The sequence below is a fragment of the Paracoccus sp. SY genome, from assembly GCF_002901215.1.
In the GTDB taxonomy this organism is placed as follows: Bacteria; Pseudomonadota; Alphaproteobacteria; order Rhodobacterales; family Rhodobacteraceae; genus Paracoccus; species Paracoccus acridae.
On sequence record NZ_NWMQ01000009.1, the window covers coordinates 25,004 to 38,943 of the forward strand.

Below are 13,940 nucleotides of genomic sequence, written 5' to 3' on the forward strand. Positions count from 1 at the left end.
TGCCTCCCGTCAGGCGGGTTGCTTGTGCGCGGCAGGAACGCCCGCCAACCGCTTCATGTGGTGTTCGATTTCCGCATTCACCTCGGCCCCGACCAGGACAATGGTGGCCGCCAGCCAAAGCCACATCATCAAGCCCACGACCGCCCCCAGCGATCCGTAGGTTTCATTGTAGTTGGCGAAATTCGCCGCATACCAGCTGAACAAGACCGAGGTGATGACCAGCGTCACGGCCGCCAGCACCGCGCCGGGCGATATCCATCGCCAGCGGGGATCGGGTGCCGCAGGTCCCCAGCGATACAGTGCGGCAAGGGCCAGGATCAACACTCCGAACATGATGGGCCAGCGGATCAGTCCCACCCAGCTTCGCGTGGATTCGGACAAGGGCAGCATCTCCAACAGGATCGGGATCACCGCAATCGTGCCCAGCATCAGCACAACCATGATCAATCCCCCCAGGGTGAAGCCCATCGCAACGACGTTCAGGCGCAGGAATCCACGGGTTTCGGACTTGTAGAATGCCAGGTTCAGCGCCGACAGCATCGCCTTCATTCCGCCATTGGCGGAATAGAAGGCGATCAGCAGCCCCCCGATCCCGGCCAGCGACAAGGCCGTCCGGGGCGAGGACGTGATCGCATTGACCTGATCGCGGATGATGCCCAGTGCCTCTTGGGGCAGGAAGCTTTCCAGCATGTCCAGATGCCCGGCGATCGTCGCGGGATCGGCCACAAGGCCATAGATGGACACGAAGGCCGTCAATGCGGGAAACAGCGAAAGCAGGCAGAAGAAGGTTATCCCTCCTGCGACGGCCGTCACCCTGTCAACGCCGATCTGGGTCACCGTCGCCTTCGCAATCGCCACGACGTCGGCCCATTGCAGATCGCGCAGGCCGACATCCTTGCCCGCCAGCCGCGCGGCTGGCGGCTCGGGGGCGGCCGTGTTTAGCGGGTCTCCCTTCATTCCGAAGCGCTGACGGGTCGGATCGTCCAAATCCCCGAACAACGCGTCAAGAACGCCGGGCGTAATGCTTTGCATCACACACCCCGCCTTGTCAGGGGATCAGAGCCGGTGGGTCCGATCGTCCCCACCCGAATGCCGAGAATGACCGGGCTGTTCCCCCCGCAAGGCAGACCGCAACTGATCGGCCGCACCGGCGAATTCATGGACGATCTCGGTCGCCTGGCCTGCCACGCCGCGGAAGCTCTCGACCGCGATGGACATGGATTTCGCAACGTTTTCGAGGCTTTCGGACAGCTTTGTCGAGGTCTCGATCAGGCTTTCCGCGAAATTCTTCTTTCGCACCTTCGGCTTGGATGAGGACGGGGCAGACCGGCGCTGCGAGGCGTCTGCCCGCAGGCGGGCGATCTCTTGCCGGTCATCGCGTTCCTGGGCGCGGACCCGGCGGCGCATCGCCTCGCGCTCGTCCTCGTCCATGCGGGCGATATGCGGCGGGGTGTGGTGGCGCGTCTGGCCGGAGGATGAGTCGTCCGACATCGCCTCGGCGATCTTGCGGACGGCCAGCACGGCCGCGGCGGTCCCGCCTGCGACGCCAAGCGCGATTCCGCCCCAGACCGCGATCTTCGTTCCCGTCGCCGGGCTGGGATAGGCTGATCGCCCGTCCGGCGAAACGTGGCCCGACGGAATCACCCGGCGGGCATGAGCCGTCCCATGCGGCACATGATGGCCCTTGGGGACGGGACGCGGGCCAAAGCGGGTTTCGCTGGTGTGATCGGCTTCGGTCATGGGACGGTTGTCGTTATCGGTCGGGTGCATCGCTTCTCTCCGGTCTTGTCGGATTGATCTGTTCACCAACAGCCTGCACAGCGGGAATGTTCCCCGCCATGGCGCCAGGCCCATCGAAAACTTGCCCCCGCGTCATCAGCCCGCTATGCCCGCCCCAACCGGAAAAGAGGCCCTCATGATCCCCCGTTATGCCCGCCCCGAGATGACCGCCATCTGGTCCCCCGAGACCAAGTTCCGCATCTGGTATGAAATCGAGGCCCATGCCTGCGACGCCCAGGCCGACCTTGGCGTCATCCCGCGCGAAAGCGCCGAAGCCGTCTGGCGCGCCAAGGACGTGGAATTCGACGTGGCCCGCATCGACGAGATCGAGGCCGTCACCAAGCATGACGTGATCGCCTTCCTGACCCATCTGGCCGAACATGTCGGCGCCGAGGAAGCGCGCTTCGTCCATCAGGGCATGACCAGCAGCGACGTTCTGGACACCACGCTGAACGTCCAGCTTGTCCGCGCCGCCGATATCCTGCTGGCCGACATGGACCGGGTGCTGGAAGCGCTGAAGCGCCGCGCCTATGAACACAAGGACACGGTCCGCATCGGCCGCAGCCATGGCATCCATGCCGAACCCACCACGATGGGCCTGACCTTTGCCCGCTTCTATGCGGAAATGGACCGCAACCGGACGCGGCTGGAACAGGCCCGGCAAGAGGTCGCGACCGGCGCGATTTCCGGCGCGGTCGGCACATTCGCCAATATCGACCCGGCGGTCGAGGAACATGTCTGCGCGAAACTGGGCCTGCGCCCGGAACCGATCAGCACGCAGGTCATCCCGCGCGACCGCCATGCGATGTTCTTCGCCACCCTGGGCGTCATTGCATCAAGCATCGAAAACATCGCCATCGAGATCCGCCACATGCAGCGGACCGAGGTGCTGGAGGCCGAAGAATTCTTCAGCCCCGGCCAGAAGGGCTCGTCCGCGATGCCCCACAAGCGCAACCCGGTCCTGACCGAGAACCTGACGGGCCTGGCCCGTCTGGTGCGCATGGCGGTCGTTCCGGCGATGGAGAACGTGGCGCTGTGGCACGAACGCGACATCAGCCATTCCTCGGTCGAACGCGGCATCGCCCCGGACGCGACGATCACGCTGGACTTCGCGCTGAACCGTCTGGCAGGCGTGATCGAGAAACTGGTCGTCTATCCCGAAAACATGCTGAAGAACATGAACAAGTTCAAGGGCCTGATCATGTCGCAGCGGGTTCTTCTGGCATTGACCCAGGCGGGGGTCTCGCGCGAGGACGCCTATCGCCTGGTGCAAAGAAACGCCATGAAGGTTTGGGAACAAGGCGCTGATTTCAGGGACGAACTGCTTGCCGACCCCGAAGTGACGCGCGCTCTTTCCCCCGCAGTGATCGAGGAGCAGTTCGACCTTGGCTATCACACCAAGCATGTGGACACGATCTTCCGGCGCGTGTTCGAAGACGGCCGGACCTAGGATCGCGTAAACCGGATATTAGGAAAGCCCTGCCAGATTGGCCGCATGGACGGTCGATCTGGTGGGACCATGACGATACATACGGGATTGAGCCAGCGGCAAAAGGCGGCGGTGATCGTGCGCCTGCTTCTGGACGACAACGAGGCATCCAGCCTGTCGCGGCTGAACAGCGAAAGCCAGACCCTTCTGGCAGAAGAAATGGCGGGGATGGAGCTGATCGACCGCCAGACCCGCGACGCCATCATCGCCGAATTCTGCGACCGGCTGGAATCGGTTGGCGTGACCTTTCCGGGCGATCTGGACGGAACGCTGGCCATGCTGGGCGCGCAGTTGTCCGAGGACAGCACCGACCGCCTGCGGCGACGCGCTGCCGTGTCCGGGCGCGGCGATCCCTGGCCCCGGATCGCGGCCCTTCCCGCCCCGGTCATCGAAGCCCTGGCCAAGTCCGAAGCGGTCGAGATGGTGGCCCTGATGCTGTCGAAGTTGCCAGTGGAGCGCGCCTCGGAACTGTTCGTGGGGCTGCCCCGCGAACGGGCGCGGGCCGTGGCGCAAGCCATGTCCATGACGGCGGGCGTGACGCCCGAATCGCTGCACCGCGTCGGTTTGATCCTGCTTCAGGCGGCCGAGGCCCTGCCGCGACCCGCAATCCCGACCCCGGCCACGGACCGGATGGGGGCGATCCTGAATTTCGCGACCGCTGACCTGCGCGACGACGTGCTGAACAGCCTCGACACTCATGATGCGGATTTCGCGGGCAATGTGCGCAAGGCGATCTTCATCTTCGCCCATATTCCCGCCCGCATCCTTCCCCGCGACGTTCCCCGGATCGTGCGCGAGGTCGAACAGCCGGTCCTGGTCCGCGCCCTGGCCGCACAGGACGAGGCCGACGCCGCAGCCGCCGAATTCATCCTGTCGAACCTGTCGCAGCGCATGTCCGACGGCCTGAGAGAAGAGCGCAACGATCTGGGCAAGCTGCGGGCATCGGATATCGAGGAAGCCATGACCGAGGTCGTCAGCGCCATCCGCCGTCTTGAGGAAGCCGGAGAGATCACGCTGATCCTGCCCCAGGATGAGGATTGAGTGCGCTTGCACGGATGCCCCGCCCGTCCGATAACAGGCCATGACCAATGCCATCGCCATCCTGATCGTGCTTGCCGTTCTGGGTCTGATCGTCGCCGATCATCTCTGGCTGCAGTGGCAGGTGCCCTTGGCGATGGCCAGGACGCTGGACGGGTTCATCGAATATCTCAGCTTCTGGCGCTAACACGAAGGCTTCATGCCGCAGGGCATTTGCATCAGCCGGAACTGCGCGATACGAGGGGCGCAACGTCACTTGGTCGGGAGAGAAAACCATGGCTGTCAAAGTTGCGATCAACGGTTTCGGGCGCATCGGGCGCAACGTGCTGCGCGCGATCATCGAATCCGGCCGCACCGATATCGAGGTCGTCGCGATCAACGATCTGGGTCCGGTCGAGACCAACGCGCATCTGCTGCGCTATGACAGCGTGCACGGCCGCTTCCCGGCCGAAGTCAAGGTCAACGGCGATTCCATCGACGTGGGCCAAGGCCCGATCAAGGTGACGGCGATCCGCAACCCGGCCGATCTGCCCTGGGGCGATGTGGACGTGGCCCTGGAATGCACCGGCATCTTCACCAGCGGTGACAAGGCCGCAGTCCACCTGCAAAACGGCTCGAAGCGCGTTCTGGTCTCGGCTCCCGTCTCGGGCGAATGGTCGACCGACCGTGCGCTGAAGACGATCGTCTATGGCGTGAACCACCAGACCCTGGAATCCGAGGATCACGTCGTCTCGAACGCCTCCTGCACGACGAACTGCCTGTCGCCCGTGGCGCAAGTGCTGAACCAGGCGATCGGTATCAATCGCGGCTTCATGACCACCATCCACAGCTATACCGGCGACCAGCCGACGCTGGACACGATGCACAAGGATCTGTACCGCGCCCGCGCCGCCGCACTGTCGATGATCCCGACCTCGACCGGCGCGGCCAAGGCCGTGGGCCTGGTTCTGCCGGAACTCAAGGGCAAGCTGGACGGCGTGGCGATCCGCGTGCCCACGCCGAACGTCTCGGTCGTGGACCTGACCTTCGAGGCAAGCCGCGACACCTCGGTCGAGGAAATCAACGCCGCGATCAAGGCCGCCGCCGACGGTCCGATGAAGGGCATCCTGGGCTATACCGAGGAGAGCCTGGTTTCGTCGGACTTCAACCATGATCCGCATTCCTCGATCTTCCACATGGACCAGACCAAGGTCATGGAAGGCCGGCTGTGCCGCATCCTGACCTGGTACGACAACGAATGGGGCTTCTCGAACCGCATGTCGGATACGGCTGTGGCCATGGGCAAGCTGATCTGAACCTTCGGGCGGCGGGGACACCCCGCCGCCTGTCAGTCCGTATAGATCAACCGGGCGGCCATCCCGCCGTCGATGACAAAGCGTTGTCCGGTGATGAACCCCGCATCGTCCGACGCCAGAAAGGCAACCAGCCCCGCGATATCCTCCGGATCACCGATACGACCGACCGGGTGCTGGGCCTTTTCGGCTTCCGTATGCTTGGGAGTGCTGCGGTTTTCCTTTTTCTGGTAAGCCGCCGTTTCGATCCACCCGGGCAGGATACAGTTGACCCGGATATCCGGGCCAAGGCTTACCGCCAGCGCATGGGACATCGCCAGCAGCGCCCCCTTCGACGCGGCATAGGCTTCCGTTTCCGGCTCGGACTGCAAGGCCCGGATCGAGGACATCAGCACGATCGACCCGGTCGCCTTGCGAAGCAGAGGAACACCTTGGCGCACCACAAGGAACGCGCCTGTCACATGGCTGTCCAGCATCCGCCGCCAGTCATGCAGTGAAAGATTTTCGATGGGGCCGTTCTGCGGGTCGGCAATTCCGGCATTCGAGACAAGAAGATCAAGACCGCCGTCCCCCAGCCAGTCCTTCAACTGCTCGAAACCCCTGCGAACCGCACACTCGTCCGAAACATCCACAACAGCCGCAAGCAGCCCCGGATCGTCGGCCTTCGCTTCTGCCACGGCTTCCTTGTCCAGATCGAACAAAGCGACGCGCCAGCCATCCGCCCTCAGCCTTTGGACGATCCCCTTTCCGATACCCTGCGCCCCGCCCGTGATCAGCGCCGATTTCATCCCATGCTCCTGCCTTGACGGGGAACAACGGGTCTTTGGCCGGGATCGTTCCGCCTAACGGACCTTGGTCAGGCGACGCGAGTTGGCGCGGGTCCGTTTGCCATAGGGGCGCAGGGCGGCCGACATCACGCGTTCGGCGCTTGCACCCCGGCCCGCAGCCTGGGCCATGGCGAAAAGCGATTCGGTGGCGGCAGCCTGCTTTTCCGCGACCATCCGGAAGGGTTCGCCCGGAGCCTGGGCCATCATGCCCATCATCCCCGCCGTGCGAAGGCCGATCACGGTCTGTGCTTCTATGGCCATCCGGGCGAACTGCGCCCACAATCGAACGGGGTTCTTGGGCATCATCGGAAACATGGGTTCATCCTTTGGATCGTTCGTTCAATCTGGGCTGACGCCCGCGTCAACACAAGTACGACCTTGATCCATGTGTCCGGTATTTTAGACATCGCCGCTTGGCAACCTTGCCTTGCCATGTATAGAGGCAGGCCATGACCGACCGCATCACCCTTCGCCGCCCCGACGACTGGCACCTGCACCTGCGCGACGGCGCGATGCTGGCGGCCGTGGCGCCCCATTCCGCGGCTTTCGGCCGTGCGATCATCATGCCGAACCTTGTGCCGCCGGTGGTGACGGGCGCCCAAGCCGCGGCCTATCGCGACCGGATCCTGGCGGCCCTGCCCCAAGGCGCGGCGCTGCAGCCGCAGATGACGCTGTATCTGACGGACGCGACCGATGCCTCCGACCTGGTGGGCGCATTCCGCGCGGGCATCATCCGCGCCGTGAAGCTGTATCCCGCAGGCGCCACGACGAATTCGGCCAGCGGCGTCACCGATTTCGACCGCGTCCAGCCCGTGCTGGAGGCCATGGCCGAGGCGGGCGTCACGCTTTGCGTCCATGGCGAAGTCACCGATCCGGCGGTGGACATCTTCGACCGCGAGGCCGTCTTCATCGACCGCGTGCTGGACCCGCTGCGTCGCCGCACCCCCGGTCTGCGCGTGGTGATGGAACATATCACCACCAGCGAGGGCGTGGCCTATGCCCGTGCGGGCGGCGACGGCCTGGCCGCCACGATCACCACGCATCATCTGGTCATCAACCGCAATGCGATCCTGGCTGGCGGCATTCGGCCCCACTACTATTGCCTGCCTGTCGCCAAGCGCGAATCGCACCGCCTGGCGCTGCGCGGGGCTGCGACCAGCGGCGAGGCGCGCTTCTTCCTGGGCACCGACAGCGCCCCGCATGCGGACAGCGCCAAGCTGCAACCCTGCGGCTGCGCGGGCTGCTTCACCGCGCCCAACACCATGTCGATCCTGGCCCAGGTCTTCGAGGATGAGGGCGCCCTGGACCGGCTGGAGGCATTCGCCAGCCTGAACGGCGCGGCCTTCTATCGCATGGCCCCGAACGATGACCGGATCACCCTGGTCAAGCGCGGCACCCCTGCCGAATACCCCGCGCAGGTCGCCGCAGGCGGCGAGACCGTCACCGTCTTCGACCCCGGCTTTCCGCTTTACTGGCATCTGGAGGACAAATGAGCCTGACCTTCCCCGCGCGCGAGGAGATCGCCCGACTGTCCGCCCGGATGCTGCTGGAAATCAAAGCTGTGGACTTCAACGCGGCCCAGCCCTTCACCTATGCCTCGGGGCTGAAGGGGCCGACCTATGTGGACTGCCGCCGGATCATCAGCTTTCCGCGCGTCCGTGCGACCCTGATGGACTTCCTGGCCGCGACCGTGATGCGCGACGCGGGTTTCGAGGCCTTCGACAACGTGGCGGGTGGTGAAACCGCAGGCATCCCCTTCGCCGCCATGGTGGCCGAACGTCTTGGCCTGCCCATGACCTATGTGCGCAAGAAGCCCAAGGGATACGGCCGCAATGCCCGGATCGAAGGCGCCATGACCGAGGGTCAGCGGGTCCTGCTGGTCGAGGATCTGACGACCGACGGCGGCAGCAAGCTGTCCTTCGTGGATGCGATTCGCGACACCGGTGCGACCTGCGCCCATACGGCGGTGATCTTCTATTACGGCATCTTTCCCGAAACGACGCAGCGGCTGGGTGACCATGGTGTAACGCTGCATCACCTCTGCACCTGGTGGGACGTGCTGGCCGAAGCCCGCGCGCAGCAGGCCTTCGATCAGCATACCCTGGCCGAGGTCGAGACCTTCCTGACCGACCCCCGTGCCTGGCAGGCCGCGAACGCCTGACTTATCCACAGCCGATCCACAGATCGGCCCCCGGAAATCGCACGGCGCGCCGTTCCCCGCGCAGGGCTTCGGGTGTAGAACGGATCCGAAGACCAAAGGGGGCAGTCCATGACCAATCTGCGCGCCATCATTCCGGGCCAGCCCGTCAGCGCCGAGGAAACGCCCTCGATCCCCTTCTCGCTGGAGGCCGAGCAGCAGCTTCTGGGCGCGCTGCTGACCAACAACGACGTCTTCGACCGGGTCAGCCAGATCATCAAGCCGGACCATTTCTATCACCCGGTCCATGCCCGCATCTTCGAGATCTGCGCGGAACGGATCCGCAAGAACGCGCTTGCCAGCCCCGTCACCATCAAGGCCTTCCTGGAACATGACGAAGGGCTGAAGGAACTGGGCGGACCCGCCTATCTGGCGCGGATGGCGGGTGCCGCCATCAGCGCCTATGCCGCGCGCGACTATGCCCAGATGATCCGCGAATTCGCCCTGCGCCGCGAACTGATCCAGTTGGGCCAGGACATCGCCGCCCGCGCCGCCACCGTCGAGGTCGGCGACGAGGCCGAGGAACAGATCAAGGCCGCCGAACAGACGCTGTACAAACTGGGCGAGGCTGGCACGGCCGAACGCGGCTTCCAGTCCTTCCTCAAGGCCGTGACCGGGGCCGTGCAGGCCGCCAACGCCGCCTATCAGCGCGACGGCAAGCTGTCGGGGATCTCGACCGGGCTGATCGATCTGGACGGCAAGATGGGCGGGCTGAACAACTCGGACCTCATCATCCTGGCAGGCCGACCCTCGATGGGGAAAACCTCGCTTGCGACCAACATCGCCTTCAACATCGCCAAGGCCCACAAGACCGGCGAACGCCCCGACGGCACCATCGGCACGGTCGAAGGCGGCGTGGTGGGCTTTTTCAGCCTTGAGATGTCGGCCGAACAGCTTGCCGCCCGGATCCTGTCCGAAGCGGCCGAGGTGCCGTCCGAACGCATCCGCAGCGGCAACATGGACGAGGCCGAGTTCCGCCGCTTCGTCGAGGCCGCGCATGCGCTGCAGAACTGCCCGCTTTACATCGACGACACGCCCGCCCTGCCGATCAACCAGCTTGCCGCCCGCGCCCGCAAGCTGAAGCGGACGCATGGGTTGGACGTGCTCATGGTGGACTATCTTCAGCTTCTGAAGGCAGCGTCCGCCAAGGACAGCCGCGTGAACGAGGTGTCCGAGATCACCCAGGGCCTGAAGGCGATCGCCAAAGAGTTGAACATCCCGGTGATCGCCCTGTCGCAGTTGTCGCGCCAGGTCGAAAACCGCGATGACAAGCGCCCGCAGTTGTCGGACCTGCGCGAATCCGGGTCGATCGAACAGGACGCCGATATCGTGATGTTCGTGTTCCGCGAGGAATACTACAAGGAACGCGAAAAACCGTCCGATAGCGATCTGGATGCCATGGCCAAGTGGCAGCAGGTGATGGAACAATGCCATGGCAAGGCCGAGGTCATCCTGGGCAAGCAGCGCCATGGGCCCATCGGCACGGTGGAGTTGTCCTTCGAGGGCCAGTTCACCCGCTTCGGCAACCTGGCGAAGGACCGGCAGTCGCAATGGGACTAGGGCTGCCTGTCCCCGTCGTCACCATCGGGTTGCTGATCGCCTCCAACGTGTTCATGACGGTGGCGTGGTATGGGCATCTGAAGTTCAAGACGGCGCCGCTGGTGACGGTCATCGCGATCAGCTGGTTCATCGCGTTGTTCGAATACATCCTGCAGGTGCCCGCCAACCGCATCGGCCACGGGCATTTCAGCGCAGCGCAGCTCAAGACCATCCAGGAAGTCATCAGCCTGTCGGTCTTTGCTTTGTTTTCGTGGTTTTATCTGGGCGAACGCATCGGCTGGCAGCACGGCGTGGGCTTCGGCCTGATCTGCCTGGGCGCCTGGTTCATCTTTCACGACTTCGGCTAACCGCCGGTCGTGACCGCTTGGTCGGGCAAGGGCCTGCGTGCCGCGCCACCCTTCGCGACAAGACCAATCCCATGCCATGCACGACGCGGGCCTAGGCGGCACCCGCACCTGTTGCGCTTGGCATCATCGGCTTTCCAGAAGCTTGAACCACAGGCACCGGACCTGCCCGACTGGTCAGTGCGTCCAGGGCCCGCGGCGGTCCGTCGCGAAGTTTTCGCCGTATCCGCGGGGACGGATGTTGGCTGCACGGCGATGCGGCGGCTGGACGATGTAGTCCAGGCCGTTCTCGCGGCAGTAATCCTCGGCCTGCTGCAGGGTGTCGAACCGCAGGCGGACCTGGCTTTGCGTGTCGTCGGCGCTGATCCAGCCCATCAGCGGGTCGATCTCGCGCCCGACGGGCGGGAATTCCAGCACCCATTTCCTGGTCCGAGCCGTGCCGGACTGCATGGCATTTCGGGCGGGTTGATAGATGCGAGCACGCATTCGAAACTACCTTTCGGGCGGATGTCGCGCGACTTATCGCCAATAGCGCGGCGCTGATCAAGGGTCGGAACGCCTTTGTGCCCCCTGCGTTGGGCGGGGACAACCATAAGGAGGATCTTAGATGGCATTCCGAACCGCCGCTGCCCTGGGGCTGCTGATGGCCCTGCCCGCTGCCGCCCAGGACGCCGCACCGTCCCAGGACCAAGCCTCGATGATCGCCGAGATCAAGACCGCCGAGGGCGAAAGCCTGGGCACCGCGACAGTCGCGGCCACGCCGTCAGGCATGATGCTGGTGACGCTGGAACTGCAAGGCGTTCCACCGGGCATCCACGGCGCGCATATCCATGAAACCGGCGAATGCGCGCCGCCCGACTTCGAATCGGCAGGCGGCCACCTGGCGGGGGACAAGGAACATGGCATCATGGCCGAGAACGGCCCCCATCCCGGCGATCTGCCCAATATCCATGTGCCGGACAGCGGCACGCTGACGGTGGAATATTTCGCGGCCGGTCTTACGCCGGAACTGATGAACGATGACGACGGATCGGCAATCATCATCCACGAACAGCCCGATGACTACGTGGGCCAGCCTTCGGGCCATGCCGGTGGCCGCATCGGCTGCGGCACCTTCACCCAGACCCAGTAGCCTATTCTGCCGGCGCGGCGTCCGCAAAGGGCGCCGTGATCTCGACAGCCTGGCTGCGCTTGTCGAAGATGCAGACCAGGCGGTCCTGGCCGCCTTCTCCGCCAACCGTCACCAGTGCCGCCCCATAGCTTTCCGATCCGAAGGGATTGACCTCGACTGACACGGAGGCAGTTTGCGGGGCCTCGACCGCCGCCCTGCAGGCACTTTCGACCGCGGCGCGGAAATCGTCCCAGGCTTCTTCGCTGGAGGCAAGGGCCGCCACGGGCAGGACAGGCAGGATGGCCGCAATAAGTCGTTGTTTCATCTGGCATCTCCGTCAACGGCAGGGAACACTTGGGCCCCCTGCATCGTTTGGTTCTAAACACAAAGGTGATCTGATGCCATCTTCGCTGCGCATGATCCTGCCTGTCATCGCCCTGGTTCCCTTGGCGGCCTGTTCCACCGGCTATGCCCCCACCGTTTCGGCCACCCGCTGTGATCCCGCGCGGCATCAGGCATTGGTCGGCATGAACATCGGCGAGGTCTATCTGCCGCAACAGCTTCGCTATCGGGAAATCAGCCCGGGCCAGGTCGTGACGCAGGAATATCAGCCGGATCGGCTGAATATCTTCCTGGATCCGAAAGGATGGATCGCGCGGGTCAGTTGCGGCTGACCGGATTCAACCGCGAACCTTGTTCACCTGCGCGATGGCCTGCGCAATCGCTTCGGGAATGCCTAGGTGGGTTGTGTCCAGAAGAACCGCGTCGGGCGCGGGTTTCAGGGGCGCAGCGGCACGTTCGCTGTCGCGCCGGTCTCGTTCCTGCAACTGCGCCAACATTTCCTCAGGGTCGGCACCAAGTTCGGCCGCCCGGCGCCGTGCCCGCACCTGATCCGAGGCCGTCACATACAGCTTGACCGCAGCATCGGGGCATATGACCGTTCCGATGTCGCGACCATCCAGAACGGCACCTGGTTCCTGCGCGGCAAAGCGGTGCTGGAAATCGACCAGAGCCGCACGCACTTCGGGAATGGCGGCGATGCGGCTGGCAGCCTGGCCCGCCTCGGCACTGCGCAGGTCGGCGCGGGCCAGGTCGCTGGCGTCCAGCGATAGCGCCGCCGTGACCGGGTCGCCACCCTTGGCCCCGGTCGCCCGATAAAGCAGGCCGGTATCCAGGTGATGAAAGCCGAAATGGGCAGCAAGCGCGCGGGCAATGGTGCCCTTGCCGGATGCGGCAGGGCCGTCGATGGCAATGATGAATGGCATGGTCACGCCTCACTGGTTTCCCGCCACCCATTGCATGACAGATGGCGCAAGGTCCACAGCATGAGACAATGAAAAACGCCGGGCCTGAAGGGTCCGGCGTTCGACATTCCGAAAGAAAGGATCAGGCGTTGCCGAGGGTCTTGGCGACCTCTGCCGCGAAATCCTCTTCCTTCTTCTCGATCCCCTCGCCGACGGCGACGCGGGCATAGCCGGTGATCTCGACCCCGGCTTCCTTGGCGGCCTGTTCGACCGTCACGTCGGGATTGATCACGAAAGCTTGGCCCATCAGGGTATTTTCGGCCACGAACTTCTTCATCCGGCCGGGGATGATGTTGTTCTGGATCACGGCTTCGGGCTTGGGCTTGGCGGAAGAGGCGTTTTCTTCCAAGGCCTTGGCGGTCTGCACTTCCAGTTCGCGCGCCAGCATGGCCGGATCCAGCGTGGCTTCGGACAGCGAGACCGGGTTGGTCGCGGCGATGTGCATCGCGAACTGCTTGCCGATGGCCTGGGCCTTGTCCTTGTCGCCTTTCAGCGCGACCAGGACACCGATCCTGCCCATGCCTTCGCCCGCGGCGTTGTGGACATAGGACACGACGGTATCGCCTTCCAGCAGATGCATCCGGCGCAGGGTCATGTTTTCGCCGATCCGGGCGATGGCGTCGGTTAGGACCTCGGACACGGGCTTGCCGTTCAGGTGGGTGGACTTGAGAACCTCGACGTCGCCCGAGGTGCTGAGCGCGATGTCGGTGATGTCACGCACCAGCTGCTGGAAGTCGGCGTTCTTGGCAACGAAGTCGGTTTCCGAATTGATCTCGACGGCGACGCCGCGGCCATCGGTCACCTGCACGCCGACCAGACCTTCGGCGGCGACACGGTCGGCCTTCTTGGCGGCCTTGGCCAGACCCTTGGTGCGCAGCCAGTCGATGGCGGCGTCCATGTTGCCGTCGGTTTCCGTCAGCGCCTTCTTGGCGTCCATCATCCCTGCGCCGGTCGTCTCGCGCAGCTCTTTCACCATCGCGGCGGTGATTGCCATGATCC

At 64.5% G+C, this 13,940-nt stretch carries 18 protein-coding genes; 10 read left to right on the forward strand and 8 right to left on the reverse strand.

Features of this window, described 5'->3' with window-relative positions:
* Positions 1-9: 9 nt before the first annotated feature.
* Positions 10-1,032 carry a YihY/virulence factor BrkB family protein gene (locus CK944_RS09360; protein ID WP_103172797.1) on the reverse strand — a complete coding sequence of 341 codons (1,023 nt, stop codon included), beginning with the start codon at positions 1,030-1,032 and terminating at the stop codon, positions 10-12.
* 24 nt (positions 1,033-1,056) lie between these two features.
* Positions 1,057-1,770 (reverse strand): hypothetical protein, encoded by a 714-nt coding sequence (locus CK944_RS09365; RefSeq protein ID WP_103172798.1) that lies wholly within the window; start codon positions 1,768-1,770, stop codon positions 1,057-1,059.
* A gap of 145 nt (positions 1,771-1,915) precedes the next feature.
* Between CK944_RS09365 and purB the strand changes: the two genes are divergently transcribed.
* The 4 genes from purB (at position 1,916) to gap (ending at position 5,601) form a co-directional block, all read left to right on the forward strand.
* A complete protein-coding gene (purB, locus tag CK944_RS09370; RefSeq protein ID WP_103172799.1) occupies positions 1,916-3,229 on the forward strand; it encodes an adenylosuccinate lyase in 1,314 nt (437 codons plus the stop codon).
* 69 nt (positions 3,230-3,298) lie between these two features.
* The gene (locus CK944_RS09375) at positions 3,299-4,309 is read left to right on the forward strand and encodes a FliG C-terminal domain-containing protein (protein WP_103172800.1); all 1,011 of its coding nucleotides are present in this window, start codon (positions 3,299-3,301) and stop codon (positions 4,307-4,309) included.
* 40 nt (positions 4,310-4,349) lie between these two features.
* Positions 4,350-4,493, forward strand: coding sequence for a hypothetical protein (locus CK944_RS23615; RefSeq protein WP_188714260.1), 144 nt, complete (start codon positions 4,350-4,352; stop codon positions 4,491-4,493).
* 88 nt (positions 4,494-4,581) lie between these two features.
* Entirely contained in the window at positions 4,582-5,601 is a 1,020-nt protein-coding gene (gap, locus tag CK944_RS09380) for a type I glyceraldehyde-3-phosphate dehydrogenase (RefSeq protein ID WP_103172801.1), read from the forward strand.
* A 32-nt stretch (positions 5,602-5,633) separates the two neighbouring features.
* Here gap and CK944_RS09385 read toward each other — a convergent pair whose 3' ends face one another.
* Positions 5,634-6,386, reverse strand: a complete 753-nt coding sequence (locus tag CK944_RS09385) for an SDR family NAD(P)-dependent oxidoreductase (protein WP_103172802.1) — start codon at positions 6,384-6,386, stop codon at positions 5,634-5,636.
* A 54-nt stretch (positions 6,387-6,440) separates the two neighbouring features.
* The gene (locus CK944_RS09390) at positions 6,441-6,740 is read right to left on the reverse strand and encodes an antibiotic ABC transporter (RefSeq protein ID WP_103172803.1); all 300 of its coding nucleotides are present in this window, start codon (positions 6,738-6,740) and stop codon (positions 6,441-6,443) included.
* 134 nt (positions 6,741-6,874) lie between these two features.
* Between CK944_RS09390 and pyrC the strand changes: the two genes are divergently transcribed.
* The 4 genes from pyrC to CK944_RS09410 all read left to right on the forward strand — a co-directional run bounded on the left by pyrC (position 6,875) and on the right by CK944_RS09410 (position 10,529).
* The gene (pyrC, locus tag CK944_RS09395) at positions 6,875-7,918 is read left to right on the forward strand and encodes a dihydroorotase (protein ID WP_103172804.1); all 1,044 of its coding nucleotides are present in this window, start codon (positions 6,875-6,877) and stop codon (positions 7,916-7,918) included.
* Entirely contained in the window at positions 7,915-8,586 is a 672-nt protein-coding gene (locus CK944_RS09400) for an orotate phosphoribosyltransferase (RefSeq protein ID WP_103172805.1), read from the forward strand. Before pyrC ends, CK944_RS09400 begins: the two co-directional genes overlap by 4 nt.
* 108 nt (positions 8,587-8,694) lie before the next feature.
* Positions 8,695-10,182: a replicative DNA helicase gene (locus CK944_RS09405; RefSeq protein ID WP_103172806.1), complete on the forward strand. Its 1,488-nt coding sequence runs from the start codon at positions 8,695-8,697 to the stop codon at positions 10,180-10,182.
* Positions 10,173-10,529 carry a DMT family protein gene (locus CK944_RS09410; RefSeq protein WP_103172807.1) on the forward strand — a complete coding sequence of 119 codons (357 nt, stop codon included), beginning with the start codon at positions 10,173-10,175 and terminating at the stop codon, positions 10,527-10,529. The genes CK944_RS09405 and CK944_RS09410 overlap by 10 nt, the downstream gene beginning before the upstream one ends.
* A gap of 174 nt (positions 10,530-10,703) precedes the next feature.
* On the opposite strand, the gene CK944_RS09415 is transcribed toward CK944_RS09410, so the two are convergent.
* Positions 10,704-11,012: an ETC complex I subunit gene (locus CK944_RS09415; RefSeq protein WP_103172808.1), complete on the reverse strand. Its 309-nt coding sequence runs from the start codon at positions 11,010-11,012 to the stop codon at positions 10,704-10,706.
* A gap of 121 nt (positions 11,013-11,133) precedes the next feature.
* Between CK944_RS09415 and CK944_RS09420 the strand changes: the two genes are divergently transcribed.
* Positions 11,134-11,658, forward strand: coding sequence for a superoxide dismutase family protein (locus tag CK944_RS09420; RefSeq protein ID WP_103172809.1), 525 nt, complete (start codon positions 11,134-11,136; stop codon positions 11,656-11,658).
* A gap of 1 nt (position 11,659) precedes the next feature.
* Here the strand turns inward: CK944_RS09420 and CK944_RS09425 are convergent, their stop codons facing one another.
* On the reverse strand, positions 11,660-11,962 hold the full coding sequence (locus CK944_RS09425; RefSeq protein ID WP_103172810.1) for a hypothetical protein: 303 nt from the start codon (positions 11,960-11,962) through the stop codon (positions 11,660-11,662).
* Positions 11,963-12,035: 73 nt separating this feature from the next.
* On the opposite strand from CK944_RS09425, the gene CK944_RS09430 reads away from it, so the two are divergent.
* The gene (locus CK944_RS09430; protein WP_158247983.1) at positions 12,036-12,311 is read left to right on the forward strand and encodes an I78 family peptidase inhibitor; all 276 of its coding nucleotides are present in this window, start codon (positions 12,036-12,038) and stop codon (positions 12,309-12,311) included.
* A 6-nt stretch (positions 12,312-12,317) separates the two neighbouring features.
* On the opposite strand, the gene CK944_RS09435 is transcribed toward CK944_RS09430, so the two are convergent.
* Together CK944_RS09435 and tsf are read right to left on the reverse strand one after the other, a co-directional pair.
* Positions 12,318-12,902: a d(CMP) kinase gene (locus CK944_RS09435; protein ID WP_103172811.1), complete on the reverse strand. Its 585-nt coding sequence runs from the start codon at positions 12,900-12,902 to the stop codon at positions 12,318-12,320.
* 121 nt (positions 12,903-13,023) lie between these two features.
* Positions 13,024-13,935 (reverse strand): translation elongation factor Ts, encoded by a 912-nt coding sequence (gene tsf, locus CK944_RS09440; protein ID WP_103172812.1) that lies wholly within the window; start codon positions 13,933-13,935, stop codon positions 13,024-13,026.
* Positions 13,936-13,940: the final 5 nt, after the last annotated feature.